Origin of the sequence: Streptomyces longispororuber (assembly GCF_014656095.1) — a bacterium.
In the GTDB taxonomy this organism is placed as follows: Bacteria; Actinomycetota; Actinomycetes; order Streptomycetales; family Streptomycetaceae; genus Streptomyces; species Streptomyces longispororuber.
Genome location: NZ_BNBT01000130.1, coordinates 1 through 26404, shown reverse-complemented (window position 1 = coordinate 26404; position 26404 = coordinate 1). Strand labels below are relative to the sequence as shown.

Here is a 26404-nt window from a genome sequence, read left to right as displayed (position 1 = left end):
GGGGCGATGCCGGCCGGGTCCGGGCCGGGCGCGCCGGCGGCGGACACGCCGGCATCGGGTGCGTCGAGTACATCGGGCCACGCTACGAGCGGGCCCGCGCGGCTCCCGGCCGTGCCGCGCCGCCTCGCGCGTGCCCCACCCGGTCGGCGGACGACCAGGTGGGGCCGTGTGCGGGCCCCCGGCACGGCCGGGGCGGGGAGGCGGGCCCGCGGGTCAGACCGCCAGGCGCTGCCCCGGCACGATCACGTCGGGGTCGCCGCCGATGACGCCCAGGTTGGCGGCGTGGAGCCGCTGCCAGCTCACGCCGTGCGCGGCGGCGATGCGGCTCAGCGTGTCGCCCTGGCGGACGACGTAGGTCCCGGTGCCGCGCGTGGTGCCGCGTCCGGTGTGGTCGGGCACGCGGTACGCGGGGCGCTGCTCGGCGGCCCGGGGCGCGGACCGCGGAGCCGCCTGCGGCGCTGCGGGCGCGGCCTGGGGCGCGGCCGCCCCGGGGGCGGAGCCGGAGGCGCCCGCCCGTGCCGAGCACGAGGGCCAGGCGCCCCAGCCCTGGGCGCGCTGCACCTTCGCCGCCACGGCGATCTGCTGGGCCTTGGAGGCCTGGTCGGCGGTGGGCGCGTAGGCCGTGCCGCCGTACGCCCGCCAGGTGCCGGCGGAGAACTGGAGTCCGCCGTAGTAGCCGTTGCCGGTGTTGATCCGCCAGTTGCCGCCGCTCTCGCAGCGGGCGATCCGGTCCCACACTCCGCCGTCCGCCGCGGCCTGTCCGGCCGTGGCGAGCAGTCCCAGCGGGGCGAGGAGCGCGGCGCCGCCGAGCACTGCCGTCTTGCGAATGTTCCTGGGACGTTCGGACATGGATTTCCCTCTCGGAGGACCCGGGCTCCCCCGGGCTCCGCGGGCCCCGTACGCGTCCGGCGCCGGGGTCCCGCCGAGCCCCGCCCGCCGTCGCGGTGTGACGCTGCCGCGCCTGCGGTGCCGCGGCTGCGGCGCCGTGACCGGCGCGACCGGCGGACGTACCCGAGCGGTGCTCGCTGCACACGGCGGTGGAATCTAGGCTTCCCCTCGTCGGGGCGGCAACCGGCGCCTCGTCATTCCAGGCCAGTCGCTCGTTACCGGGGGTATCGGCGAATTTCGGACACCCTTTTCCTGCTCACATATCGGCATTTGCCGCCCAGCGTCGCTCACGATCTGTGACCCACCTCACCGGCCCAACTTCCTTTCATAGGGCAGATGTTGGCGCGGAGTAACGGATTCCGCTGATCAACTCACCGTCCGCTGCGGGTAGTTCAATTCCGCTCGCCCGCGCGCGTGACTTGGGCCACTGATCGCCCGTTGTCTCCTGCATGAGCCGGGCGCCACCCGGACGCCCCCGCATCGATTCCGAGGAGTCACCCGTGCCGCGCATGCTCGACCTCAGCGACGAGGTACGCGCCGAGATCGGCGACGAAGAAGCCGACCGCCTGCTCGCCGGGGAGAACGCCCCGGGCGCCTACGACTGCACGTCCTGCCGCACCCCCGGCGACTCGGAGCGCGAGCGCACCAGCACGGTCCTGTTCGTCGGCGACGAGACGGCCGTGCTCGCCTTCGCCCACGCCACCTGCCTGCCGTCCCAGATCGTCGAGGTCGCCGAGGAGCAGCTCCAGGGCGCCGTACGGTCGATCACCGGCGGCGACACCGGGGCGCCGTACCACCCCGGTGACGCCGCTCCCGAGCAGGCCGTGCTGGGTGTGACCAGCGGCCTGGTCCTCGTCGACGGCGAGCTGCACCCGGCCCTCGTCGTGGAGCCGACCGGGCCCATCGCCCGCCCGGGCGCGGCCCCCGGCGGCGGCGACGACTTCCTGCCGCTGCTGATCGAGCAGGGCTTCCTGCCGGTGTCCTCGCTGGCCGGGGTGCCCCCGACGCTGCACGGCTGGTCGGTGCTGCTCGCCGTGGGCCAGCTCCACGCCATCCTCCAGCCCGGCGCGGGCGGCGGCTCCCCCGTCGCCTGGTGGCAGGCCCACCAGCCGCTCCAGGTCACCGAGGGCTGGCGCACGGCCGCCACCAAGCTCCAGTCGGTCCTGCTGTACGCGGCCCCGTCCGGCACCGTCGGCCGCCAGCCGCGCGAGGACCTGCTGCGCGACGCCCTGGACCGCGCGGCGTCCCGGGGCCGTCTCGTGGCGTGCGCGATGCCGCTCGCCGGCACCTGAGCGACATTCGGGGCCGCGGCCCCGCATCCCGACAACCCCCCAGGTCGTTGGCACTGACGTGCACGTATACGACGCCTCACACCACCGGCCGTACGCCAGTCCCATCCCGTCCATGCGCGCGGCGCAGGACACCACGGGCAGTTTCTCGGCCACGCCGATCTACGACGCCCTGTACAGCGAGTACCTGAAGGCGTTCCGGGCGCTGCCCGGCGACCGGACCGGCGAGGAGGAGCTGAGGTTCACGGGCTTCGGCACCGGCCCGTACAGCGGCGCGCAGCACGTCACCGCCCGGCACGACTACCGTCAGACCCCACGGCAGGACCCGCGCCACGACCCCCGGCACCCCGCCTTCCAGGTGGCGCGCTACGGCCAGCCCGCCCAGGCCGACCACCACGGCTACGGCCAGCTCTTCCCGGCCGCGCTCCCGCCGGGGCCGCGCCGGGGCTGAGACTCCCCCGCCGTACGCGTACGCCGATGCCCGGCCTCCCCACGGGGAGGTCGGGCATCGGCGTACCGGTGGCGTCGCTACTTCTTCTTCCCGCGCTTCTCGCGCACCCGCACCGAGATGTGGAGGGGCGTGCCCTCGAAGCCGAACTCCTCGCGCAGCCTGCGCTCCACGAAGCGGCGGTAGCCGTGCTCGATGAAGCCCGAGGCGAACAGCACGAACCGCGGCGGCTTGGTGCCCGCCTGCGTCCCGAACAGGATGCGCGGCTGCTTGCCGCCCCTGACCGGGTGCGGGTGGGCGGCGACCAGCTCGCCGAGGAAGGCGTTCAGGCGGCCCGTCGGCACCCGCGTCTCCCAGCCCGCGAGGGCCGTCTCGATCGCGGGGACCAGCTTCTCCATGTGGCGGCCGGTGCGGGCCGACACGTTCACCCGCGGCGCCCAGGCCACCTGGGCGAGCTCGGTCTCGATCTCCCGCTCCAGGTAGTAGCGGCGCTCCTCGTCGAGGGTGTCCCACTTGTTGAACGCCAGGACGACCGCGCGGCCCGCCTCCACCGCCATCGTGACGATGCGCTGGTCCTGCACGCTGATCGACTCGCTGGCGTCGATGAGGATGACGGCGACCTCGGCCTTCTCCACGGCGGCCGCCGTGCGCAGGGAGGCGTAGTAGTCGGCACCCTGCTGGAGGTGGACGCGCTTGCGGATGCCCGCCGTGTCCACGAACTTCCAGGTGACGCCACCCAGTTCGATGAGCTCGTCGACCGGGTCGCGGGTGGTGCCCGCGAGCTCGTTGACCACGACGCGCTCCTCGCCCGCCACCTTGTTCAGGAGGGACGACTTGCCGACGTTCGGGCGGCCGATCAGGGCGATGCGGCGCGGGCCGCCGACCGCCGTGCCGAAGGTCTGCGCGGGCGCCTCCGGCAGCGCCTCCAGGACGGCGTCGAGCATGTCGCCGGTGCCGCGGCCGTGCAGCGCCGAGACCGGGTGCGGCTCGCCGAGGCCGAGGGACCACAGCATCGCCGCGTCGGCCTCGGCGGAGGGGCCGTCGACCTTGTTGGCGCACAGCACGACGGGCTTGCCCGCCTTGCGCAGCAGCCGCACGACGGCCTCGTCGGTGTCGGTCGCGCCGACCTTCGCGTCCACGACGAAGACGACGGCGTCGGACGCCTCGATGGCGTACTCCGCCTGGGCGGCGACGGACGCGTCGATGCCGAGGACGTCCTGCTCCCAGCCGCCGGTGTCGACGACCTTGAAGCGGCGCCCGGCCCACTCGGCCTCGTACGTCACGCGGTCGCGGGTGACGCCCGGCTTGTCCTCGACGACGGCCTCGCGGCGGCCGATGATGCGGTTCACCAGGGTCGACTTGCCGACGTTCGGGCGGCCGACGACGGCGAGGACGGGCAGCGGGCCGTGCCCGGCCGCCTCGATGGCGCCCTCGACGTCCTCGATGTCGAAGCCCTCTTCGGCGGCGAGCTCCATGAACTCCGCGTACTCGGCGTCACCGAGCGCACCGTGGTCGTGCGCGGCGTGCTCGGCCGAGCCCTCGCCCCCGGGCTGGATCTGGTCGTTCATGAAGTGCGTACCTCGTCGTTCATCGTGGTGATCGGTGGCCCGTCGTACGACGGCCACTACTGCTGCATTCTCCCAGGGGCGGCCCCCGGGCCCCGGCCCGGCGACCGGGGCGGCCAGGTGGGCGGGGCCGTCACCTGACTGCGATTCTCGCTCAGCGCCCGGTGAGGCGCCTGGCGTTTTCCAGGTGGGCGGCGAGCTTCCCCTGGATGCGCACGGTCGCCTCGTCCAGCGCCTTGCGCGTGCGCCGCCCGCCGCCGTCCGCCGCCTCCTGGGCCGGGAACGGGTCGCCGAAGACGACGTCGACACGGCCCCGCAGCGGCGGCACCTGCCGTATCAGGCGGCTGCGCCGCTCCGCGCTGCCGAGCACGGCGACCGGGACGATCGGCGCCCCGGAGCGCACCGCGAAGTACGCGAGACCGGCGCGCAGCGAGGCGAAGTCGCCGTCGCCGCGGGTGCCCTCGGGGAAGATCCCGAGGACGCCGCCGCGCTCCAGGATGCCGAGCGCGCCGGTGATGGCCTTGCGGTCGGCCGTCGAGCGGTCCACCCGCACCTGGCCGATGGCGTCCAGGAAGGGGCCGAGCGGGCCGACGAACGCCTCCTGCTTGATCAGGAAGTGCGCCGGGCGGGGCGCGACCCCCATGACCATGGGGCCGTCGAGGTTGTGCGAGTGGTTCACCGCGAGGATGACCGGGCCGCTCGCCGGCACCCGCCAGGCGCCGAGCACCCGGGGCTTCCACAGGCCGTACATCAGGCCGACGCCGATGCGCCGCCCGACCTCGGCGCCGCGCTCGGAGGCCGCCGGGGTCACTTCCCCGCCCGCTTCTCCTCGACGAGGGTGACGACGCACTCGATGACCTGCTGGAGGGTGAGTTCGGTGGTGTCGACCTCGACGGCGTCGGCGGCCTTGGCGAGCGGCGACGTCTTGCGGCTGGAGTCGGCGGCGTCCCGGCGGATCAGGGCCTCGCGGGTGGCGTTGACGTCGGCGCCCTTGAGCTCGCCGGAGCGGCGGGCGGCGCGGGCCTCCGCGGACGCCGTCAGGAAGATCTTCAGGTCGGCGTCGGGCAGCACCGTGGTGCCGATGTCCCGGCCCTCCACGACGATGCCCGTCTCCGCGGAGCGGGCGATGGAGCGCTGCAGCTCGGTGATCCGGGTGCGCACCTCGGGGACCGCGCTGACGGCGCTGACCTTGGAGGTGACCTCCTGGGTGCGGATCGGGCCCGCGACGTCCGTGCCGTCGACCGTGATCGTCGGCGCCGCCGGGTCCGTGCCGGAGAGGATCTCGGGCTTGCCGGCCGCGGCCGCGATCGCGCCGGGGTCGCCGAGGTCGATGCCGTTGTGCACCATCCACCACGTGATCGCCCGGTACTGGGCACCGGTGTCCAGGTAGCTCAGGCCGAGCTGGGCGGCGACGGCCTTGGACGTGCTGGACTTCCCCGTGCCGGAGGGCCCGTCGATGGCGACGATCACCGGGCCTGCGGCGGCGGTATTTTCCACGGTTTCCACGGGGCTGCGGACACCCTTCTCGTTTCACTGGGACACGGAACGCCGACGGCGCCCCGCACAAGGTTACTGGCTCCCGCCCGGGCCCTCACGGGGCCTCCCGCCGCCGCCGGGGCCCGCCGCCGCCCGCGGGCCCCGCCATGCCGCGAGGGCCCGGCCGGACCTGAGGGCCGGGCCCCACGCCCGGGGGCCGTGCTCACTGCCGGAGCGCCCAGCCCCGCTCGCGCAGGGCCGCGGTCAGCGGGGCCACCGCCGCGGGCTCCACCATGAGCTGCACCAGACCGGCCTGCTGGCCGGTGGCGTGCTCGATGCGGACGTCCTCGACGTTGACCCCGGCCCGGTCCGCGTCGGCGAAGATCCGGGCGAGCTGGCCCGGCTGGTCGTCGATGAGCACGGCCACGACCTCGTACGCCTTCGGCGCCGCGCCGTGCTTGCCCGGGACCCGGGACTGCCCGGCGTTGCCCCGGCGCAGCACGCTCTCCACCCCGGCGGCCCCCTCGCGCCGCTTGCCGGCGTCGGCCGACTGCAGGCCGCGCAGGGCGGCGACCGTCTCCTCCAGGTCGGCGGCGACGGCGGCGAGCAGGTCGGCCACCGGGCCGGGGTTCGCGGAGAGGATGTCGATCCACATGCGCGGGTCGGACGCCGCGATCCGCGTGACGTCGCGGATGCCCTGCCCGCACAGCCGGACCGCGGTCTCCTCGGCGTGCTCCAGGCGGGCCGCGACCATGCTGGACACCAGGTGCGGCATGTGCGAGACCAGCGCGACCGCGCGGTCGTGGGCGTCGGCGTCCATGACGACAGGCACCGCCTGGCACAGCGCCACCAGCTCCAGGGCCAGGTTCAGGACCTCGGTCTCGGTGTCGCGGGTCGGCGTGAGCACCCAGGGCCTGCCCTCGAAGAGGTCGGCGGACGCGGCCAGGGGCCCGCTGCGCTCCCGCCCGGACATGGGGTGCGTACCGATGTACGCGGTCAGGTCGAGGCCCAGCGCCTCCAGCTCGCGGCGCGGGCCGCCCTTGACGCTGGCGACGTCCAGGTAGCCCCGGGCGGCACCACGCCGGATGGCGTCGGCGAGGGTGGCGGCGACGTGCGCGGGCGGCACGGCCACCAGGCACAGGTCCACGGGCCCCGCGGGCGCCGCGTCCGTGCCCGCGCCGAGCGCGGCGGCGGTGCGGGCCTGCTCGGGGTCGTGGTCGGCGAGGTGGACGGTGACGCCGCGCCGCGCCAGGGCCTGGGCGGCGGAGGTACCGATGAGGCCGGTGCCGATGACGAGGGCGGTTCTCACTGGGCGATGTCCTTGCGGGGTACGGCCGCGGCGCCCGGGAACCCCTGGGCGCCCCCGGACCTGGGGCGATCGGTCTCGACGTGGACGGGGCGCGGGACGGGACCCGCCGGGGCCGGGGCCGGAGCCGGGCGCCCTCGCCGGGTGGGAGCCGGGCTCCGCAGAGCGGGAGCCGGGGTCCGCAGAGCGGTAGCCGGAGTCCGCCGGGCGGCAGGTGTGTGCCGCTCACGGGTGGCGGCCGTGCCCCGCCCGCGCCGCACGGCGCCCCGCGCCGCTCGTGCCGCCACGTTCCCGCTCCTCGTCGTTCGTCCGCCGTCCGCTCCCGTCCGGTGCGGCAAGCCTAGTCACCGCCGGGCACCTCCCGGGACGGGGTCGCGTACCGGGCGCCCGGGTCAGAGCCGATGGTGGCGGATGACGTCCTCCAGGGAGGCGCTGGGCACCTGTCCGTCGGGGGTCAGCTCGTCGACGACGCCCGGCAGGAGCCGGGCGAGCTCATCGGCGGCCTCGTCGGGGGTGGCACCGGCCTCGGCGGCGACCTGCTCCAGGGTGCCGCCGGACAGCGCACGCCGGACCTGCGCCCCGGTCACCGGCCGGTTCTCGCCCGAGGCGACCCACGACTCGATCCGGTCGCCGAGCCCGGCCGCGGTGAAGCTGTCGATCAGCCCGTCGAGGGGGTTGTTGCCGACGCCGCCCCTGTGCTGCAGCACGCGGAGCAGGGCGCCCAGGACACCGCCGCCGAGCCCGCCCGGATCGTTACCCGCCATGGTCGTGCCTTTCGCTCGGCCGGGCCCCGCCCGCGGGGCAGGGGCCCCGGACCCTGCCAATGTCGCCCGCGCCGCCGCGCCCCGCCACTCGGAAGGGACCGGCGCGGGACCGCGTGGGCGGCGTCTGCGGGGAGCCGGCCGGCCCGGCTGACCAACCGCGTACGCTCCGGGGATGGACGCCCCCGCCACCCCCCACGACCTGGTCCGCGACCACACGGTCTACGCGTGCGTCATGGGCTCGCGCGCCTTCGGCCTGGCCACGGCGGACAGCGACACCGACCGGCGCGGCGTCTACCTCGCGCCGACGGAGCTCTACTGGCGCTTCGCGAAGCCGCCCACGCACGTCGAAGGACCCGCCGACGAGCAGTTCGGCTGGGAGCTGGAGCGGTTCTGCGAGCTGGCGCTGCGGGCCAACCCGAACGTCCTGGAGTGCCTGCACTCGCCGCTGGTGGAGCGCGTCACGGACACCGGCCGGGAGCTGCTCGCGCTGCGCGGGGCCTTCCTGTCCCGGCAGGCCCACGAGACCTTCGCGCGGTACGCGCTCGGCCAGCGCAGGAAGCTGGAGGCGGACGTCCGCGTGCACGGCGCCCCGCGCTGGAAGCACGCCATGCACCTGCTGCGCCTGTTGATGAGCTGCCGCGACCTGCTCCGCACCGGCGAGCTGACCCTCGACGTGGGCGAGCAGCGCGAACCGCTGCTCGCGGTCAAGCGCGGCGAGGTGCCCTGGCCCGAGGTGGAGTCCTGGATGGCACGCCTCGCCACGGAGTCCGACGCGGCGGCGGCCCGCAGCCCGCTGCCGCCGGAGCCGGACCGCCGCCGCGTCGAGGACTTCCTGTTCCGCGCCCGCCGGACGTCAGCGCTCCGGGCGCTCCGGGCGGCCCCGGACGACCGGGCCGCGCGGGGCGCCGTACGCGCGGTGGACGCCCGGCGGCGCTGAGTCCGCCCCGGCCGCGTCCCCCACCGGCTCGGCCGGTCCTACAGGTCGACTTCCTTCATCAGCATGCCGACCTCGGTGTTGGACAGGCGGCGCAGCCAGCCCGACTTCTGGTCGCCGAGGGTGATCGGGCCGAAGGCGACGCGGACCAGCTTCTCCACCGGGAAGCCCGCCTCGGCGAGCATGCGGCGCACGATGTGCTTGCGGCCCTCGTGCAGCGTGACCTCGACCAGGTAGTTCTTGCCGGTCTGCTCGACGACGCGGAAGTGGTCCGCGCGGGCGTACCCGTCCTCGAGCTGGATGCCGTCCTTGAGCTGCTTGCCCAGGTCGCGCGGGATGGGGCCCACGATGTGCGCGAGATAGGTCTTCTTCACGCCGTACTTCGGGTGGGTCAGCCGGTGGGCCAGCTCGCCGTGGTTGGTGAGCAGGATCACGCCCTCGGTCTCGGTGTCGAGCCGGCCGACGTGGAAGAGCCGCGTCTCACGGTTGGTGACGTAGTCCCCGAGGCACTGCCGCCCCTCCGGGTCCTCCATCGTGGACACGACGCCCGCGGGCTTGTTCAGCGAGAAGAACTGGTACGACTGCGTGGCCACGGTCAGGCCGTCGACCTTGATCTCGTCCTTCTCCGGCTGCACTCGCAGACCCTGCTCCAGCACGATCTCGCCGTTGACCTCGACGCGGGCCTGCTCGATCAGCTCCTCGCAGGCACGCCGCGAGCCGTACCCGGCGCGGGCGAGCACCTTCTGCAGGCGCTCGCCGTCCTGCTCGGCACCGGGGAAGGTCTTGGGGAGCTTGACCTCCTTCTTGCCCGCGTACCGGTCGCGGTTGCGCTCCTCGATCCGCGTCTCGTACTCGCGCGAGCGCGCGGGGGCCGGGCGGCCCCGGCCGGTGCCGCGCTGGTCCTGGCCGCGCTTGGGGCCGCTCTTGGCGCCACCGCGCGCGGACGCGCCGCGCCCCGACTTGGGGCCGTCGGGCGAGGCGCCGGGGCCGACGTCGTAGCGCCGCTCCTCGGGGCGGGGCTTCTTGGGGCGGCCCTGCTTGTCGTCGCGGTCGTTGCCGGCGCCCCGGTAGTTGCCGCGCCCGCCGCTGCTGCCGCGGCCGCCGCTGTTGCCACCACGGCTCCCGCCGTTGTTTCCGCTGCTGTTCCTGCCGCTGCTGCTTCGCATCAAAGTTCCGTCTTAGGTCGTCTGCGTCTCGTCGTCCGGAGCGTCCAGTGCGTCCGGATCGAACGACGGGATCCCTTCCAGTGTCTCGGCCTCGATCGCCTCCGCCTCCGGGAGGAAGGGCGCGAGCTCCGGGAGCTCGTCCAGGCCGCGCAGGCCCATCCGCTCCAGGAAGTAGTTCGTCGTCCTGTACAGGATCGCACCTGTTTCGGGTTCCGCGCCCGCCTCCTCCACCAGACCGCGCTGGAGCAGGGTGCGCATGACCCCGTCGCAGTTCACGCCGCGCACCGCCGAGACCCGCGAGCGGCTGACCGGCTGGCGGTAGGCGACCACCGCGAGCGTCTCCAGGGCCGCCTGCGTGAGCCGGGCGTGCTGCCCGTCCAGGACGAAGCCCTCGACGGCGGGCGCGTACGCGGGCCGCGTGTAGTAGCGCCAGCCGCCCGCCACCAGGCGCAGCTCGAAGCCGCGGCCCTGGACGGCGTACTCGTCGGCGAGCTCGCGCAGCGCCAGCGCGACGGCCCGCCGTGGCCGCTGGAGGACCTTGGCGAGCTGCTCCTCGGTGGCGGGCTCGTCCACGACCATCAGGACGGCCTCCAGGGCGGGCTTCAGGTCGAGCTCGGCCACCTCGGACCGCAGCTCGCCGACGACGCGCTCGGTGCTCACGACTTCTCCTCCTGCGGCTCGGGGGCCCGGTCGAACTCGTCGGTGACGGCCGGCTCCCCGTCGCCGTCCCCGCCCGTCCAGCGCACCGTCAGCTCCCCCAGCGGGTCGTCCTGCTCCAGGGCGACGGCCTTCTCCCGGTACAGCTCCAGGAGCGCGAGGAAGCGGGCCACCACGGTCAGGGTGTCGTCGGGGCCGAGCTCCTCGATCAGCTCGCGGAAGCCGGCCTCGCCGCGCTCCCGCAGCCGTGCCACGACGACGGCCGCCTGCTCGCGCACCGACACCAGCGGGGCGTGGATGTGGTCGACGTACACCTGCGGCTTCGGCTTGGGCTGCATCGCCTTCACGGCGAGCTTGGCGAAGCCCTCGGCGCCGATGCTGATGACGACCTCGGGCAGCAGCTCGGCGTGGTGGGGTTCGAGCCCGACGGTGCGCGGGTAGCGCCGCGCCTCGTCGTCGAGGCGCCCGCTGAGGATGTCGGCGACCTGCTTGTACGCGCGGTACTGCAGCAGCCGCGCGAACAGCAGGTCCCGCGCTTCGAGGAGCGCGAGGTCGGCCTCGTCCTCGACCTCGGCGGCGGGCAGCAGCCGCGCCGCCTTCAGGTCGAGCAGCGTGGCCGCGACCACCAGGAACTCCGTCGTGCGGTCCAGGTCCCAGTCGGGCCCCATGGCCCGGATGTGCGCCATGAACTCGTCGGTCACCTTGGACAGCGCGACCTCGGTGACGTCCAGCTTGTGCTTGGAGATGAGCTGGAGGAGCAGGTCGAAGGGGCCCTCGAAGTTCGCGAGCCGGACCCTGAACCGCCCGTCGGCGACGGGCGCGCCCCCGTCGGGCCCGTCCGCGCCGGACGCCTCCTGCGGCTGCTCCGCCCCGGTGTCACCGAGGGGCGCCGCGGGGTCCTCGGCGGGTACCGCGGGCCCCGCGGACGGCGGCGGGCCCGGGGAGGAGACGGCCGCCCCGCCCCGCCCCAGCGACCGCCGCGGACGGCGGGGCTCGGCGGGGGCGGCGTCGGAAGGCATCACGGTCCAAGGCGAAACGGCAGCGTAACGGCGGCGTACTGGCCGGAAGGCTACCGCTACCGCCCGCGCAGCCGTCGTACGAGGATGCTCGCGTCCCCCCGCGATTCCAGGTCGGCCAGGACGACGGCGACGGCCTCGCGCACGATCCGCCCGCGGTCCACCGCGAGCCCGTGCTCGCCGCGCAGCACGAGGCGCGCGTGCTCCAGGTCCATCAGCTCCTCGGCGGAGACGTACACGGTGATCTTCTCGTCGTGCCGCTCACGGCCGCTGGGGCGCCGGTTGGCCGCCCGGCCGCGGCGGCGCGTCTGCGTGGCCGTCGAACCCGCCGCGCCCGAACCGCCCGCGTTCTTGCCCGTGCCGGAGGTGCCAGAACCTTCCTGCGCCGCGCGGCGCCCGGAGGCGTTCTTGGTGTCGTCGTCGGCCGCGGGGCGGCCGCGGGTGCCGGTGGCCGGCTCCGCGTCGTCGGCCGGGTGCTCGGCGGACTCGCCCTCGCCCTGCGCGGCGGCGGCGGAGGCGTGCGACTCCTCCGCCGCGGCCTCGTCGCTCTCGCCCGCGGGCGCGGGCACCCTGGTGTCGCCGTTCGTCTGGCGCCGGGGCGTGGACGCCTGCAGCGCCATCCCCCCGGTGGTGCGGAACAGTTCGTCGGCCCCGGGCAGACTCACTCGGCGTGACACCGGGCGAGCACCTCCCTGGCGAGCTGGCGATAGGCGGCCGCGCCGACCGAGTTCGAGGCGTACGTCGTGATGGGCTCGCCGGCGACCGTGGTCTCGGGGAAGCGCACGGTCCGGCCGATCACCGTGTGGTAGACGTGGTCGTCGAACGCCTCGACCACGCGCGCGAGGACCTCGCGGCTGTGCACCGTGCGCGAGTCGTACATCGTCGCGAGGATGCCGTCGAGCTCCAGGTCCGGGTTGAGCCGCTCCTGGACCTTCTCGATGGTCTCGGTGAGCAGGGCCACCCCGCGCAGCGCGAAGAACTCGCACTCCAGCGGCACGATGACCTTGTGGGCCGCGGTGAGCGCGTTGACCGTGAGCAGGCCGAGCGAGGGCTGGCAGTCGATCACGATGTAGTCGTAGTCGGCCATCAGCGGCTTCAGGGCGCGCTGCAGCGTCGACTCGCGCGCGACCTCGCTGACGAGCTGCACCTCGGCGGCGGAGAGGTCGATGTTGCTCGGCAGCAGGTCCATGTTGGGGACCGCGGTCTTCAGGAGCACCTCGTCGGCGGACATGCCCCGCTCCATGAGCAGGTTGTAGACCGTGAGGTCGAGCTCCATCGGGTTCACGCCGAGGCCGACCGAGAGGGCGCCCTGCGGGTCGAAGTCGACGAGCAGCACCCGGCGTCCGTACTCCGCGAGCGCGGCGCCCAGGTTGATGGTCGACGTGGTCTTGCCGACGCCGCCCTTCTGGTTGCACATCGCGATGATCTTCGCGGGCCCGTGGTCGGTGAGGGGCCCCGGGATCGGGAAGTACGGCAGCGGACGCCCGGTCGGGCCGATGCGCTCGCGGCGCTGACGCGCGGCGTCGGGGGCGAGCGTGGCCGCGTACTCGGGGTCGGGCTCGTACTCCGCGTCGGGGTCGTAGAAGTGGCCCTGGGGCAGTTCCTCGTAGTCGGCGAGGGGATCAGGGGTGGTGTTGTCGCCACTCCGGTCGCCGGCCATGGCGTTCACGTGTTGGCCATCCATGCTCTGGGGTGCTGACGGTGTCGGACTCTGGCGGGCTTCGAAGGTGCGGACAGCGACGGAGCCGACAGCCTCGAGCCCGACGGGGCCCTGGCCCCTTCCAGGCATTCCTGGTTGACCACCCCCGGGAGCAAATGTCGACTCATTCACAAGTCGTCTTACCTCCTTGGTGACCAGGAAATTTCTAGATAGGTCAGCGTGGCACCATGCCGACGGTTGGCGACTCTATGGCGTGTCACCGCTCCGCAGCAACACAATCCGCCGGACCCGGCCCGATGTGTCGGCGACGGAACCCCCCGGTGTCAAGGGCGTACGCCGCGTCGTCGGGACATTTCCGGGGTGGGCGAAACGGTTAAAGGGTAATTTTCACGGCGAGTTGAGCGTGTTCGCGCCGAACCAGCGGCGGCCGGACCCCTCGCAAGGTCCGGCCGCTGGCGTGAGATTGACGACTTTTGTTGACGTTCGCCGAGATCAGCCGAGCAGGGAGTCCAGCTCCACGTGCTCGTAGCCGTGCGCCTCGGCGACCTCCTTGTAAACGACCTTGCCCTCATGCGTGTTGAGGCCGAGCGCGAGCGCCGGGTCGCGGCGCAGCGCCTCGACCCAGCCGTTGTTCGCCAGGGACACGATGTACGGCAGCGTCGCGTTGGTCAGCGCGTACGTGGAGGTGTTGGGCACCGCGCCGGGCATGTTGGCGACGCAGTAGAACACCGACTCGTGGACCGGGAAGGTCGGCTCGGCGTGCGTGGTCGGGCGCGAGTCCTCGAAGCAGCCGCCCTGGTCGATCGCGATGTCGACAAGGACACTTCCGGGCTTCATGCGCGAGACCAGCTCGTTGGTGACGAGCTTCGGGGCCTTGGCGCCCGGGATGAGCACGGCGCCGATCACGAGGTCGGCCTCCAGGCAGGCCTTCTCCAGCTCGAAGGCGTTGGAGACGACGGTCTGGATCTTCGTGCCGAAGATCTTGTCGGCCTCGCGGAGCTTGTTGATGTCCTTGTCGAGCAGGGTCACGTGGAAGCCCATGCCGATGGCGATCTGCGCGGCGTTCCAGCCGGAGACGCCGCCGCCGATGACGACGGCCTTGCCCGCCGCCACGCCCGGGACGCCGCCGGGCAGGACGCCGCGGCCGCCGTTGGCGCGCATGAGCTGGTAGGCGCCGACCTGCGGGGCCAGGCGACCGGCCACCTCGGACATCGGGGCGAGCAGCGGCAGCGCGCGGTTCGGCAGCTCCACCGTCTCGTACGCGATGGCGGTGGTGCCCGACTCCAGGAGCGCGTCCGTGCACTCCTTGGAGGCGGCCAGGTGCAGGTAGGTGAAGAGGGTCTGGTCCTTGCGGAGGCGGTGGTACTCCTCCGCGATGGGCTCCTTGACCTTCAGCAGCAGGTCGGCGGCGGCCCAGACCTCGTCGGCGGTCTCCAGGATCTCCGCACCGGCGGCGACGTACTCCTCGTCCGTGATCGAGGAGCCGACGCCGGCGTTCCGCTCGATGACGACCTGGTGGCCGTGGCGCACCAGCTCGTGCACGCCGGCGGGGGTGATGGCCACCCGGAACTCGTTGTTCTTGACCTCGCGGGGGATGCCGACCTTCACGTCGATCACGGTCCTTGGCTCAGGGGGATTTTTCTGGCAATGCAGTCCGAACCGGTACGCACGCGAGCGCATCGGAAGACACCACGCAGACACGCGGCGGAGCCAGTCTAATGAAGGATTTCTCGGTGTCTAGCCTTTCAAAGCATCAACCTTGGCCGGATGGACTACGGATTTCGTAGGCGGAAGCCGGGGCTCCATCTTGGGGCGCAGGGCCCGCGACCTCGGCTGATCCACCGGAGGGCTCACTTCCCAGGATGCGCTCGGCGGCGGCGCGGTGCAGCCGGGCGGCGGTCGGGTCGCCGAGCCGGTCCAGGGCGTCCGCGAGCCGGAGCTGGAGCGCCGCGAGCAGCCGGACGTCCTGGGCCTCCCGCGCCAGCTCCAGGGCGCGCCGGCAGGTGCGCAGGCAGTCCTCGGGGCGGCCCGCGTACTCCTGGACCCGCGCCAGCTCGCCGAGCGCCCGCGCGCGGGCCGGCAGGTCGCCCAGCCTGCGGTAGCCCGCGACGGCGGAGCGCCAGTTGCGCAGGGCCTCGCCGTAGCGGCCGGCGTAGGTGTGGGCGGTGGCGATGCGGCCGTGCAGCCGGGCGGCGTCGGCGCGCTCGTCGCGGGCCTGGCGGTGGGTGAGCGCCCTGCCGTACCAGTCGGCGGCACGTGAGAAGTCGCCCAGCTCCTGGTAGGCGCCGCCCACGGATTCCATCGCGCGTCCGGTCGCGTACGGGTCGCCCGCCTCCCGGGCGCAGTCGAGGGCGGCGCGGTAGCGGGCGAGGGCCTCGTGCGTGCGGCCCGTCCGGGCGTCCAGGTCCGCGAGGTTCAGCAGCGCCGCGGCCTGCTCGCGCGGCAGGTGCCTGCGCTCGGCGACGTCGAGGACGAGCTGGTGGATGCCGTACAGCTCGGGGGCGGCGGCCTCGGTGCCGCGGTGCGCGGCCAGGGCCCGGGCCAGGGCCGACATCAGCCGCCGGGCGAGCGTGTCGAGCTCCCCGTCGGCGACCGCGAGCCGGGCGGCGGCGAGCAGCGCGGGCTGGCGGATGCGCAGCCACTCGGCGGCGGCGCGCGGGTTCGGGAAGCGCAGGGCGCGGGGCAGCCCGGCCAGCTTGGCGCGCGACGCCGCGTCGCCGGGCTCGGTGACGGCCCGGCAGGACTGGAGCAGCCGCACGGTCCGCTCCAGCATCCGGGCACGGGCCAACTGCACCTCGCCCGGCCGGTCCTGGGTCTCCATCAGCTTGCGCAGCAGCGGTACGAGACAGCCCGGCACCTCGTACTGCGGCAGCGGCGAGGGGACCGTCCGCAGCAGGCCGAGGGCGACGAAGTCGTCGAGCGCGGCGCGGGCGCCGTGCACCGAGCAGCCCGCGAGCGCGGAGGCGGTGTGCGGGTCGACGTACCCGGCGGGGGCGAGGCACAGCAGGCGCAGCATCCGCGCGGAGGGGGCGGGCAAGCCGGCGTAGGCGTGCCGGAAGACGCGGGCGAGCCCGGAGTCCGCGAGGCCGTCCTCGGGCAGTTCGCGGACCTGTTTGGCGAGGTCGGCGAGGGCGGCCTTGGGCCGGGCGGCGAGCCAGCCGCCGGCGATCACGAGGGCGGCGGGGTGCCCCTCGCAGGCCTCGGCCAGGGTCTCGGCGGAGCGCGGGTCGACGGTGATGCGCACCGAGCCAGCGCTGCGGGTCAGCAGCTCGACCGCGGCCTTGGTGTCGAGGCCGCCGATCGTGCAGGGCCGGACGTCGGGGATGCCGGTGAGGGGGCCGCCGGAGACGGCGACGACCAGGCAGTCGGGGGTGTCCGGGAGCAGCGGGTCGACCTGGGCGGCGCCCCCGGCGGCCACCGGGACCCGGTCGCCGGGGTCGGCGTCGGGGTCGGCGTCGGCATCGGGGTCCGTGCCGTCGGCCGCGCCGGTGGTGTCCGGGACGCCCGGGCCGTCCGGGACGTGCGGGACGTGCGGGACGTGCGGGACGTCCGGGACGTCGGTGGCCTCCGCCACGTCGTCGAGGAGCAGCAGGGCGCGGCGGTCGGCGAGGGCGGCGCGCAGCGTGGCGGCCAGCTCGTCCGCGTCGGCGCCCGCGGGGGCGGGCACGGCGAGCGCGTCGAGGAGGTCCCGGGCGGTGCGCTCGGTGGGGACGGGGGTGCCGTCGGGGTCGGTGAGGCGGGCGCGCAGGATGCCGTCGGGGTAGTCGTCGGCGAGGCGGCGCGCCAGTTCCTCGGCGAGGGCGGTGCGGCCGGAGCCGGGGCGGCCCGCGATGAGCAGGACGCGGGCGCGGGGTGCCTTGCGGCCGGAGAGGGTGTCGAGCCCGGCGCGGTCGATGTCGGCGCGCAGCTCCTTGAGCTCGCGGTGACGGCCCACGAACCGGCCCCCGTCGGCGCCGGCCGCCGCACTCGTGGGCGGGGGTACGGCGCCCCGCGCCGCACCGTCCGTGTCGACCGCCTGATCCGTCACGGGTAACGCTCCCGTCCGCCTGCGAACGAACCCGCCGGGACTCCGGGCGGGACGCTTGCAGAGCCTAGTTCAGGCCTTGCCGCGTTCTCGGCGCCGCGGCGCGGGCAAGTCGCCCGATCGGATCAGGAGATGGTCACACCGCACCCGTGCGGGCGACCGGGGACGGCTCCCGGGGGGCGGGGCGGGTTCTCGGCCGGCCGGGACGCCCGGCGGCGCCCCGGCCGGCCGAGGGGGCGTCAGGACTCGAAGGGCCGCGCGGGCCAGGGCGCGTCGGCCGGGCGCAGCGCGTCGAGGCCGTCGCCGCGCAGCGCCGCCGTGAGCGAGAGGACACCCACGACGAGGCAGTTGTTGTGCAGGTCGCCGGCGAGGACGCCGCGGACGAGCTCGTCGAGCGGGACCCGCGCGAGCTCCATGTCCAGCTCCTCCTCCTCGACCGCGAAGCGCTCGCCCTCGGCCTCGGACAGCTCGCGGGCGAGGAAGATCCGCACGGCCTCGTCGCAGCCGCCGGGCGTGGTGTAGACGTCGGTCAGGACCCGCCAGTCCTCGGCCTTGACGTGCGCCTCCTCGTAGAGCTCGCGCTGCGCGGCGCTCAGCGGGTTCTCGCCGGGTACGTCGAGCAGGCCCGCGGGGATCTCCCAGAGCCGCTGGCGCACGGGGTGGCGGTACTGGCGCAGGACGACGACGCGGTCGTGCTCGTCCAGGGCGAGGACGGCGACGGAGCCGGGGTGGACCTGGTAGTCGCGGCGGGAGACCGAGCCGTCGGGCATGACGACGTCGTCGGTGCGCACGGAGGTCTTGTTCCCGGTGAACGGCGTCTCGGTCGCCGTGATCCGCCACTCCTCCGCGGTGTCCTTCAGCGTCATGTCGTCCTGTCCTTCCACACGTGCAGACGAAAGCCGGGGTAGGCGCCCCCGCTGGGAGCGCGTACCCCGGCCACCGTATCTCTCCCGGACTACTCGCCCGTCTTGCGCTTCACCGCGGCCTTGACCAGGCCCGCGAAGAGCGGGTGCGGCCGGGTCGGGCGGGAGCGCAGCTCCGGGTGGGCCTGGGTGGCGACCAGGTAGGGGTGGACCTCGCGCGGGTACTCGACGTACTCGACGAGCTTGCCGTCGGGCGAGGTGCCGGAGAACAGGATGCCCGCCTTCTTCTCCAGGTCGGCGCGGTAGGCGTTGTTCACCTCGTAGCGGTGGCGGTGGCGCTCCTCGACGTACTCCTTGCCGTCGTAGACCTCGCGCACGACGGAGCCCTCGGCGAGCTTGGCCGGGTACATGCCGAGGCGCATGGTGCCGCCCATGTCGCCCTCGCCCGCGACGATGTCCATCTGCTCGGCCATGGTCGAGATGACGGGGTGGGCGGTGGCGGCGTCGAACTCGGTGGAGTTGGCGTCCGGGATGTCGGCGAGGTTGCGCGCGGCCTCGATCACGACGCACTGCAGGCCGAGGCAGAGGCCGAGCAGCGGGATCTTGTTCTCGCGGGCGTAGGTGATCGCGCCGACCTTGCCGGTGACGCCGCGGTCGCCGAAGCCGCCGGGGATGCACACCGCGTCGACGTCGCCGAGCTGGCGGGAGGCGCCGGCCGGGGTCTTGCAGTCGTCGGAGGTGACCCACTTGATCTTGACGCGGGCGCGGTTGGCGAAGCCGCCCGCGCGCAGCGCCTCGGTCACCGACAGGTAGGCGTCGGGCAGGTCGATGTACTTGCCGACGAGCGCGACGGTGACCTCGTGGTCGGGGTTGTGGACCCGGTCGAGGAGGTCCTCCCACTGCGTCCAGTTCACGTCGCGGAAGGGCAGGTCGAGCTTGCGTACGACGTAGGCGTCCAGGCCCTCGGTGTGCAGGACCTTCGGGATGTCGTAGATGGACTTGGCGTCGATCGCGGCGACCACGGCGGCCTCGTCGACGTCGCACATCAGCGAGATCTTGCGCTTGATGGAGAGCGGCACCTCGCGGTCGGCGCGCAGGACGATGGCGTCCGGCTGGATGCCGATGTTGCGCAGGGCGGCGACCGAGTGCTGGGTCGGCTTGGTCTTCAGCTCGCCGGAGGGGCCGATGTAGGGGAGCAGCGAGATGTGCACGACGAAGACGTTGTCGCGGCCGACCTCGTGGCGGACCTGGCGGACGGTCTCCAGGAACGGCAGCGACTCGATGTCGCCGACCGTGCCGCCGACCTCCGTGATGACGACGTCGACGTCGTCGGTGGCCATGCGGCGGATGCGGTGCTTGATCTCGTTGGTGATGTGCGGAATGACCTGCACGGTGTCGCCCAGGTACTCGCCGCGCCGCTCCTTGGCGATGACCTGCGAGTAGACCTGGCCGGTGGTGACGTTGGCCGAGCCGTCGAGGTCGACGTCGAGGAAGCGCTCGTAGTGGCCGATGTCCAGGTCGGTCTCGGCGCCGTCGTTGGTGACGAACACCTCGCCGTGCTGGAAGGGGTTCATCGTGCCGGGGTCGACGTTCAGGTACGGGTCGAGCTTCTGCATCGTGACCCGCAGGCCCCGCGCCTTGAGGAGCGCACCCAGGCTGGAGGCCGTCAGGCCCTTGCCGAGCGAGGAGGCGACGCCCCCGGTGACGAAGATGTGCTTGGTCGTCGTGGATGTGGGTGGCATGGCCAAGGGGGGGCTCCCGTGCGTCGCGGTCTGGGGTGCGTACGGCCTCGGCTCCGTCCTCGGTGGAGGTCTCGGAGGGAGGTTGCCGTCGCTGCGGTTCGGGGGTTCGATGACCACCGGCTCACGGGCTACCAGGGTATCAGCGTCAAGAGTGGGCCGCTTCCGGTCACGTCTTGACACGCACCTTCACCTCGCGTACACGATCTTCACCTGGCGGGCACGTACGCGCGCCGGGAGGTCCACCGCCCGGACCCGTGTGAGGGCCGCAACTCATTCGGCGTACCCACGATGCCTGGACGAGGGGGCAGATTCCCTGGGTACCGATGTATGTTGCTCGGACACTTGCTGCCGAGCGCGCGCGGGCGGAACCATCCCCCGTCGGCATGTTCTGGAGACCACCGGAAACACTCGAGCCCGGCAGTTCGTTTTTACAGCGAACCCTTGACCGTAGAACGAGCGCCCCGAGAGCGGGCGAACGTGGCCGTTTGAATGGGGATGCACGTGGCCGGGCGCATCGAGGATTACGCACTGATCGGAGACATGCAGACCGCGGCGCTGGTCTGCCGGGACGGCACGGTCGACTGGCTGTGCCTGCCGCGCTTCGACTCCCACGCCGTCTTCGCCGGCCTGCTCGGCACCGAGGAGCACGGCTTCTGGCGCCTGGGCCCCGCCCACGGCCCGGACACCCCGCCCCCGGCCGCGACCCGCCGGTCGTACCGCGGCGACTCGCTCGTCCTGGAGTCCGAGTGGGACACCCCGCGCGGCACCGTCCGGGTGACCGACTTCATGCCGCCCCGGGACAACGACGCGCCGCAGCTCGTGCGCATCGTGGAGGGCGTCAGCGGCCGCGTGCCGATGCGCTCGTCCCTGCGGATGCGGTTCAGCTACGGCCGCGTGGTGCCCTGGGTGCACAAGGTCGGCAACCGCACGGTGGCCGTCGCGGGACCGGACTCGGTGTGGCTCGACACCGAGGCCGAGACCTACGGCAAGGACCTGACGACGTACTCGGACTTCACCGTCGCGCCCGGCGAGCGCATCGCCTTCGCCCTGTCCTGGCAGCCCTCCCACCGGCAGGAGCCGCCGCACCCCGAGCCGGAGGCCGCGCTCGCGGCGACCGAGGACTTCTGGCGCGAGTGGGTCGAGCACTGTACGTACCACGGGCCCTACCGCGAGGCCGTGGTGCGCTCGCTGATCACGCTCAAGGCCCTGACGTACGCGCCCACCGGCGGCATCGTCGCCGCCCCCACCACCTCCCTGCCCGAGGACATCGGCGGCTCCCGCAACTGGGACTACCGCTTCACGTGGCTGCGCGACGCGGCCATCACCCTCTCCTCGCTGCTGCGCACCGGCTACCGCGAGGAGGCGCGCGCCTGGCGCGAGTGGCTGCTGCGGGCCGTCGCGGGCGACCCGGAGAACCTCCAGATCATGTACGGCATCGCGGGCGAGCGCGAGCTCGGCGAGGCCGAGCTCGACTGGCTGCCGGGGTACGAGAACTCCGCCCCGGTCCGGGTGGGCAACGGCGCGGCGCACCAGCTCCAGCTCGACGTCTACGGCGAGGTCACCGAGGCCCTGCACCTGGCCCACATGACGGGCCTCGCCCGCAACGACTACGCCTCGCTGCTCCAGATCAAGCTGATCCGCTATCTGGAGACGCACTGGAACGAGCCGGACGAGGGCATCTGGGAGGTGCGCGGCCCGCGCCGCCACTTCGTGCACTCCAAGGTCATGGCCTGGGTGGCCGTCGACCGTACGATCAAGCTCCTGGAGTCCGGTGACGCGGACGGCCCGCTGGACCGCTGGCGCGACCTGCGCGACGAGATCCACCAGGACGTCTGCGAGAAGGGCTACGACCGGGAGCGGAACACCTTCACGCAGTCCTACGGCTCCAAGGAGCTGGACGCCTCGCTCCTGCTCATCCCGCAGGTCGGCTTCCTGCCGCCCGACGACAAGCGCGTCATCGGCACCATCGAGGCCATCCAGCGCGAGCTGTCCACGCCGGACGGCTTCATCCTGCGCTACCCCACCTCCGGCGACGACGCGGGCGTGGACGGCCTGGAGGGCGACGAGGGCGCGTTCCTGGCCTGCTCGTTCTGGCTGGCCGACGACCTGGCGATGATCGGCCGCGTGGATGAGGCCCGCAAGCTCTTCGAGCGCCTGCTCGCGCTCCGCAACGACCTGGGACTGCTCGCCGAGGAGTGGGACCCGCGCCTGAAGCGGCAGGTGGGCAACTTCCCGCAGGCCTTCAGCCACGTGCCGCTCATCGACACGGCGCTGCGGCTGACGGCCTCGGGGGCGTACGGGGGCTAGCGGCCGGGCGGGGCCCGCGTGGCGGCCGGGTGAAGTCCCGGCCGCCAGGACACGGCCCGCCGGAACCCCGGGCGGCGGCCCCGGGGGCGGCCCCGGCCACGCCACCGGGCGGCGGAGGGCACCGGCCCAGGTCAGGTAGCGTCCGCCCCATGGACAGTCAGGACACCCGGGGCGGCATCACCGTACAGCGGGCGCTGGAGCTTCCCGGCCTGCGCGGCGGGCTCCCCGAGGTCGTCGCGGGCGCCGACCGGCTCCAGCGGACGGTGCGCTGGGTGCACGCGGGCGAGGTGCCGAACATCGCCTCCCTCCTCAAGGGCGGCGAGCTGCTCCTGACCACCGGCCTCGGCCTCGGCGCGCGCCCCGCCGACCAGCGGGCCTTCGTCCGTGACCTCGCCGCCCGCGGCATCGCCGCCCTGGTCGTCGAGCTCGGCCCGCGCTTCGCCCGGCTGCCCGCGGCCCTCGTGGACACCGCGCGCGCCGCGGGCCTGCCGCTGGTGCAGCTCCACCGCGAGGTGCCGTTCGTGACGGTCACCGAAGAGGTCCACACGGAGATCGTCAACGGCCACTACGCGCTCCTGCGCCGCGCCGACGAGGTGCACCGGCGCTGCACCGAGGCGCTCCTCGGCGGCGGTGGCGCCCCGCAGGTGCTCTCCGTCCTCGCCGAGTTCAGCGGCAACCCCGTCTTCCTGGAGACCGCCGAGGGCCGCCTCCTGTACGCCGCGGGGGCGGGCGGCGCCTGCGCGGACCCGCTCCAGGTGTGGGAGGGCCTGCGCGAGCGGCAGGCCGACCGCCGGGAGCCGCCCGCGGGCGCGGTGCTCGTGGACGTACCCGGCGGCGGCCCCGGCCCGGACGCGGTGCGGGCCCGGCTCGTGCTGCTCGCCGTCGAGTCCGCGCTGCTGCCCGTGCACCGGATCGCGGCCGAGCGGGCCGCGAGCAGCCTCGCCGTGGTGCTGATGCAGGCGCGGCAGGACGAGGAGCTGGCCGCGCGCGGCCGCGGCGACTTCCTCACCGACCTCGCCGAGGGCCGCGTCACCGCCGAGGACGCCCCCGCGCAGGCCCGCGTGCTCGGTTTCAAGCCGGGCCCCGGGCCGCTGCTGCCGGTGGTGATGCGCCTCGCGGACGCGGCGGCCGGACCGCCCTCCGGCAGCAACTGGGCGGTGCTCGCGCGGGCGGTCGCGGAGGAGCTGACGGCGGTGGGCGTACCGGCGCTGCTCGGCGTACGCCCCGTGGAGGGGAGGGTTCCGCTCCTGCTCGGGCTGCGCTCGGAGGCGGAGCGCCCGAGCGTCGCGGAACGGGTCGCCGCCACCCTGCGCGCCGGGGTCGAGCGGGCGGGCATGCGCCGGGCCGACGCGCCCGCCCCGGTGGTCGTCGTGGGGGTCGCGGGCGGCTGGGCTGCGGCCTCGGCGGGGCTGCGGCACGCCGCCGAGACGGCCGCGGCGGCCCAGGGCCTGCCGCAGCGCCCCTGGTACGACGCGCGGCGCCTGGACATCGACCTGCTGCTGTGGCGGCTGCGGGCCCACCCCGACCTGGCGGCGTTCGTGGACCGCGCGATCGGGCCGCTGCGCGTCCACGACCAGCGTTCCAGGCCGCCGCTGCTGCCCACCCTGGAGACGTATCTGGCGCACGCGGGCCGCAAGGCGGAGACCGCGCGCGAGCTGCACCTCAACCGCCAGACCCTGTACAACCGCCTGGCCCGGATCAGCGAGCTGCTCGGGACGGACCTCGACGACCCGCAGACCGTCCTGGCGCTGAGCCTGGCCCTGCGGGCGCGCCGGCACGTGCCGGGCCCGCCGCCGCCCGCGGCGGTGTGAGGGGCACGCCCCGTACGGAAGGGGTCAGAGCGCCGTGCCCGGGCGGGTCAGCTCGTCGTACACGCTGAGGACCTGCGCCACCGTCTCGTCCTCGGTCGGCCAGGTCGCCGCCTGGGCGGCGCCCCTGTCCCGCAGCTCCGCGCACCGCTCCTCGTCGGTGAGCAGCCGCAGCACGGCGTCGGCGAGGGCCTCGGCGTCGCCGTACGGGACGAGTTCGGCGGCGTCGCCGACGAGTTCGGGGATGCCGCCCACGGCGGTCGCCACCAGCGGCACGCGCGCGTGCAGGGCCTCCTGGGCGAGCAGGGAGCGGGACTCCCACCTGCTCGCCACCAGCGCCACGTCGGCGGTCGCCAGCAGCTCGGGGACGTCGTCGCGCCGCCCGAGCAGCCGCACCGGCAGCCCCTCGTCGTCGATGCGGGCCTGGAGGGCGGAGCGCAGCTCCCCCTCCCCCGCGACGACGAGCAGCGGCGCCGGGTCGAGGCGGCCCCAGACGCGCGCGGCGTCGAGCAGGACGTCGTGGCCCCGGTGGGCCTCCAGGGCGCCCACGGCGAGCAGCAGCGGCCGGTCCACGGCACCGACCTCGGCGCGGATCTTGTGCCGGGGCGGGTCCGCCTCGCGGTCGGGGGCGTCGGCGCGGCGCGGCGCGGGGAGCGCGACGGGGGCGAGCCGGGCGTCGCGCGCGCCCCGGTGGCGGGCCCGGTCGACGAGGTCGGACGTGGTGCCGAGGACCACGGCGGCGGCCCTGGCGACGCGCCGCTCCAGCAGGCGCAGGACGCGGGCGCGGGCACCGGTCGCGTGGGCGCGGGTGTGCCAGGTGACGACGAGCGGCACGCGGCGGCCGGTCAGGGCGAGGGCCGTGCGCAGCGCGGCGTGCAGGCCGTGGGCGTGCACGAGGTCGGCGTCCGCGCAGGCCGCCCGGAGCGCGGCCACGGACGCGGGGTCGCCGCGGCGCGCCACGGCGACGTGCTGGGCGCCGGTGCCCGCGAAGTCGTAGGTCTCGTCCGCCTCCGCGGGGGCGCACACGGTGACGCGCACGCCCCGTGCGGCGAGGCCGGTCGCGAGGGACCGGACGTGCGCGCTGCTGCCGGCGCTGCCGCCGCCCAGGACTTGCACGGTGTGCAGCGGCGTCTGGCCCTGCGGTACGGGGCTGCTCACGTGGCTCACGTGGCCGGGACTCCTGGGTCGGGTCGGCGGGCGGCACGCCGACGGACGGGTGGGGCGCCGGCGGTTCGGGCGGTCGGCTCCCGCCCGTCACCGCGCCAAGGATGCCAGTCCGTACGGCCGTTCCGGCACAGCCGAAAGACCCCCTTCCGGAACCGGCCGGGCAACTCCGTGTACGGGATCACTCTCACGGATGAGCAGGTGCGCGGACCGGACCCGGGACCCGGCACCACCCGCGCGCGCACTCCCCGTCGGCCCTCGCATCTTCGCAACACCGGGGCCCTCGCAGGAAGCCTTCGGCGGAGATCGGCGTGGCCGGTTCTCTACCCTGCCGCGCCCCGGGGCCCGGAAGCCGCCACTCGGCTCACCGTGTCCCCGCACGCCGCTGCGGCCACCAGTCCGGCCGCGTGCGCGGCGAGGCCCGCGCGGCCGTTGCCCGCGGCGATCGCGGCGCCCAGGGCGGCTCCCAGGGCGTGCGCCCCGGTGTCCCCGATCATGGTGCGCCCGCGCGCGTCGTCGGGCAGGACGGCCGCCGCGGCGCCCATCGACGCGGCCGCCAGGGTGGCGCCGGGCTCGGCGTGCAGCAGGCCCGGGTCGCCCAGGGCGAGCACGGTCGCCGCGGCGCGGCCCGGGCGGACGTCCACCAGGTTCACGAGGTGCGCGGTGCCCGCGACGACGACGCCCGCGAGCACCTTGTCCACCGGCCGCTCCTTGAGCAGCGCGCCCGCGGCGAGCGCCGCCGCCGGGACACCGAACAGCTTCACCGCGCCGCTGGTGACCTCGCCCGCGCGCAGCGCCCGCAGGTGCGCGCGGAAGCCCCGGCGGGGGTCGCCCGCGCCCCGCACGTCGTCGTACGCGCCGCAGACACCGGCACCGAGGACGGCGAGACCCGCGGCCGCCCGGGGGCGCCCGGCGAGCGCCGCCGCCCCTGCGACGACCCCCGCGATCACCGCCGGCCCGCCGTACAGGTCCACGTCCCGCCCCGCGAAGTTCACCCGCCGCCAGCGGTCGGGGCCGCCCGGGGGGCGGGTGCGGAGGGTGGTGAGGGCGGCGCGGGTCGTTGCGGCTGCGCTCAGGAAGGCGGTGGGGCGGCGGGGGATCATGCCCAGCACTGTAGGCCGCCGACCCCCACCCTCGCGGGTGCGCCCCAGACCCGCCCCTTCTCCGTAACCAGGGGCTGCCGCCCCTGGACCCCGCTTTGTCGGCGCTCCGCGCCTCGTCCTCAAACGCCGGACGGGCTGGAGAGTTTCAGCCCGTCCGGCGTTTGAGGACGAGCGCGTCAGCGCGATACGGGGGTCCAGGGGGCGGAGCCCCTTGGTTTCGGGAA

22 protein-coding genes are annotated in these 26404 nt (G+C 74.6%); 5 read left to right on the top strand and 17 right to left on the bottom strand.

Going from position 1 to position 26404, the window contains the following annotated elements; translation table 11 throughout:
• Nucleotides 1-213: 213 nt before the first annotated feature.
• Nucleotides 214-849 (bottom strand): LysM peptidoglycan-binding domain-containing protein, encoded by a 636-nt coding sequence (locus tag IE330_RS29560; protein ID WP_190139214.1) that lies wholly within the window; start codon nucleotides 847-849, stop codon nucleotides 214-216.
• 539 nt (nucleotides 850-1388) lie between these two features.
• Here IE330_RS29560 and IE330_RS29555 point away from each other — a divergent pair.
• Nucleotides 1389-2180, top strand: coding sequence for a DUF8842 C-terminal domain-containing protein (locus IE330_RS29555; RefSeq protein WP_190139213.1), 792 nt, complete (start codon nucleotides 1389-1391; stop codon nucleotides 2178-2180).
• Between the two features lie 112 nt (nucleotides 2181-2292).
• Nucleotides 2293-2628 carry a hypothetical protein gene (locus tag IE330_RS29550; protein ID WP_190139219.1) on the top strand — a complete coding sequence of 112 codons (336 nt, stop codon included), beginning with the start codon at nucleotides 2293-2295 and terminating at the stop codon, nucleotides 2626-2628.
• A 77-nt stretch (nucleotides 2629-2705) separates the two neighbouring features.
• Here the strand turns inward: IE330_RS29550 and der are convergent, their stop codons facing one another.
• The 5 genes from der to IE330_RS29525 form a co-directional block, all read right to left on the bottom strand.
• Complete coding sequence (gene der / locus IE330_RS29545; RefSeq protein WP_190139212.1) at nucleotides 2706-4193, bottom strand: ribosome biogenesis GTPase Der; 1488 nt, start codon at nucleotides 4191-4193, stop codon at nucleotides 2706-2708.
• A gap of 151 nt (nucleotides 4194-4344) precedes the next feature.
• Nucleotides 4345-5040: a lysophospholipid acyltransferase family protein gene (locus IE330_RS29540; protein ID WP_190139211.1), complete on the bottom strand. Its 696-nt coding sequence runs from the start codon at nucleotides 5038-5040 to the stop codon at nucleotides 4345-4347.
• Entirely contained in the window at nucleotides 4998-5687 is a 690-nt protein-coding gene (gene cmk, locus IE330_RS29535) for a (d)CMP kinase (RefSeq protein WP_190139218.1), read from the bottom strand. The genes IE330_RS29540 and cmk overlap by 43 nt, the downstream gene beginning before the upstream one ends.
• Before the next feature lie 202 nt (nucleotides 5688-5889).
• Entirely contained in the window at nucleotides 5890-6975 is a 1086-nt protein-coding gene (locus tag IE330_RS29530) for a prephenate dehydrogenase (protein WP_190139210.1), read from the bottom strand.
• A gap of 389 nt (nucleotides 6976-7364) precedes the next feature.
• Nucleotides 7365-7925, bottom strand: a complete 561-nt coding sequence (locus IE330_RS29525; RefSeq protein ID WP_373314752.1) for a YidB family protein — start codon at nucleotides 7923-7925, stop codon at nucleotides 7365-7367.
• Here IE330_RS29525 and IE330_RS29520 point away from each other — a divergent pair.
• Complete coding sequence (locus IE330_RS29520) at nucleotides 7909-8673, top strand: nucleotidyltransferase domain-containing protein (RefSeq protein WP_190139208.1); 765 nt, start codon at nucleotides 7909-7911, stop codon at nucleotides 8671-8673. The genes IE330_RS29525 and IE330_RS29520 overlap by 17 nt on opposite strands.
• Before the next feature lie 38 nt (nucleotides 8674-8711).
• On the opposite strand, the gene IE330_RS29515 is transcribed toward IE330_RS29520, so the two are convergent.
• The 9 genes from IE330_RS29515 to pyrG form a co-directional block, all read right to left on the bottom strand.
• The gene (locus IE330_RS29515; protein WP_190139207.1) at nucleotides 8712-9836 is read right to left on the bottom strand and encodes a pseudouridine synthase; all 1125 of its coding nucleotides are present in this window, start codon (nucleotides 9834-9836) and stop codon (nucleotides 8712-8714) included.
• 12 nt (nucleotides 9837-9848) lie between these two features.
• Nucleotides 9849-10415: an SMC-Scp complex subunit ScpB gene (scpB, locus tag IE330_RS29510; RefSeq protein WP_229926015.1), complete on the bottom strand. Its 567-nt coding sequence runs from the start codon at nucleotides 10413-10415 to the stop codon at nucleotides 9849-9851.
• A gap of 77 nt (nucleotides 10416-10492) precedes the next feature.
• Entirely contained in the window at nucleotides 10493-11512 is a 1020-nt protein-coding gene (locus IE330_RS29505) for a segregation and condensation protein A (protein ID WP_190139217.1), read from the bottom strand.
• Between the two features lie 56 nt (nucleotides 11513-11568).
• Entirely contained in the window at nucleotides 11569-12174 is a 606-nt protein-coding gene (locus IE330_RS29500; protein WP_229926014.1) for a hypothetical protein, read from the bottom strand.
• Nucleotides 12171-13298 (bottom strand): ParA family protein, encoded by a 1128-nt coding sequence (locus IE330_RS29495; protein WP_190139205.1) that lies wholly within the window; start codon nucleotides 13296-13298, stop codon nucleotides 12171-12173. Before IE330_RS29495 ends, IE330_RS29500 begins: the two co-directional genes overlap by 4 nt.
• Before the next feature lie 363 nt (nucleotides 13299-13661).
• Nucleotides 13662-14786, bottom strand: a complete 1125-nt coding sequence (gene ald / locus IE330_RS29490; RefSeq protein ID WP_190139204.1) for an alanine dehydrogenase — start codon at nucleotides 14784-14786, stop codon at nucleotides 13662-13664.
• 136 nt (nucleotides 14787-14922) lie between these two features.
• On the bottom strand, nucleotides 14923-17196 hold the full coding sequence (locus IE330_RS29485) for a tetratricopeptide repeat protein (RefSeq protein ID WP_190139203.1): 2274 nt from the start codon (nucleotides 17194-17196) through the stop codon (nucleotides 14923-14925).
• Nucleotides 17197-17432: 236 nt separating this feature from the next.
• On the bottom strand, nucleotides 17433-18059 hold the full coding sequence (locus IE330_RS29480; RefSeq protein ID WP_190139202.1) for an NUDIX domain-containing protein: 627 nt from the start codon (nucleotides 18057-18059) through the stop codon (nucleotides 17433-17435).
• A gap of 89 nt (nucleotides 18060-18148) precedes the next feature.
• Complete coding sequence (gene pyrG, locus IE330_RS29475) at nucleotides 18149-19798, bottom strand: CTP synthase (protein ID WP_190139201.1); 1650 nt, start codon at nucleotides 19796-19798, stop codon at nucleotides 18149-18151.
• Nucleotides 19799-20299: 501 nt separating this feature from the next.
• Between pyrG and IE330_RS29470 the strand changes: the two genes are divergently transcribed.
• Both IE330_RS29470 and IE330_RS29465 read left to right on the top strand, forming a co-directional pair.
• On the top strand, nucleotides 20300-22105 hold the full coding sequence (locus IE330_RS29470; protein WP_190139215.1) for a glycoside hydrolase family 15 protein: 1806 nt from the start codon (nucleotides 20300-20302) through the stop codon (nucleotides 22103-22105).
• Between the two features lie 149 nt (nucleotides 22106-22254).
• The gene (locus tag IE330_RS29465) at nucleotides 22255-23916 is read left to right on the top strand and encodes a PucR family transcriptional regulator (RefSeq protein ID WP_190139200.1); all 1662 of its coding nucleotides are present in this window, start codon (nucleotides 22255-22257) and stop codon (nucleotides 23914-23916) included.
• A gap of 24 nt (nucleotides 23917-23940) precedes the next feature.
• Here IE330_RS29465 and IE330_RS29460 read toward each other — a convergent pair whose 3' ends face one another.
• Together IE330_RS29460 and IE330_RS29455 are read right to left on the bottom strand one after the other, a co-directional pair.
• On the bottom strand, nucleotides 23941-25080 hold the full coding sequence (locus tag IE330_RS29460) for a glycosyltransferase family 4 protein (RefSeq protein WP_190139199.1): 1140 nt from the start codon (nucleotides 25078-25080) through the stop codon (nucleotides 23941-23943).
• A gap of 320 nt (nucleotides 25081-25400) precedes the next feature.
• Nucleotides 25401-26180 carry a hypothetical protein gene (locus tag IE330_RS29455; protein WP_190139198.1) on the bottom strand — a complete coding sequence of 260 codons (780 nt, stop codon included), beginning with the start codon at nucleotides 26178-26180 and terminating at the stop codon, nucleotides 25401-25403.
• Nucleotides 26181-26404 lie beyond the last annotated feature (224 nt).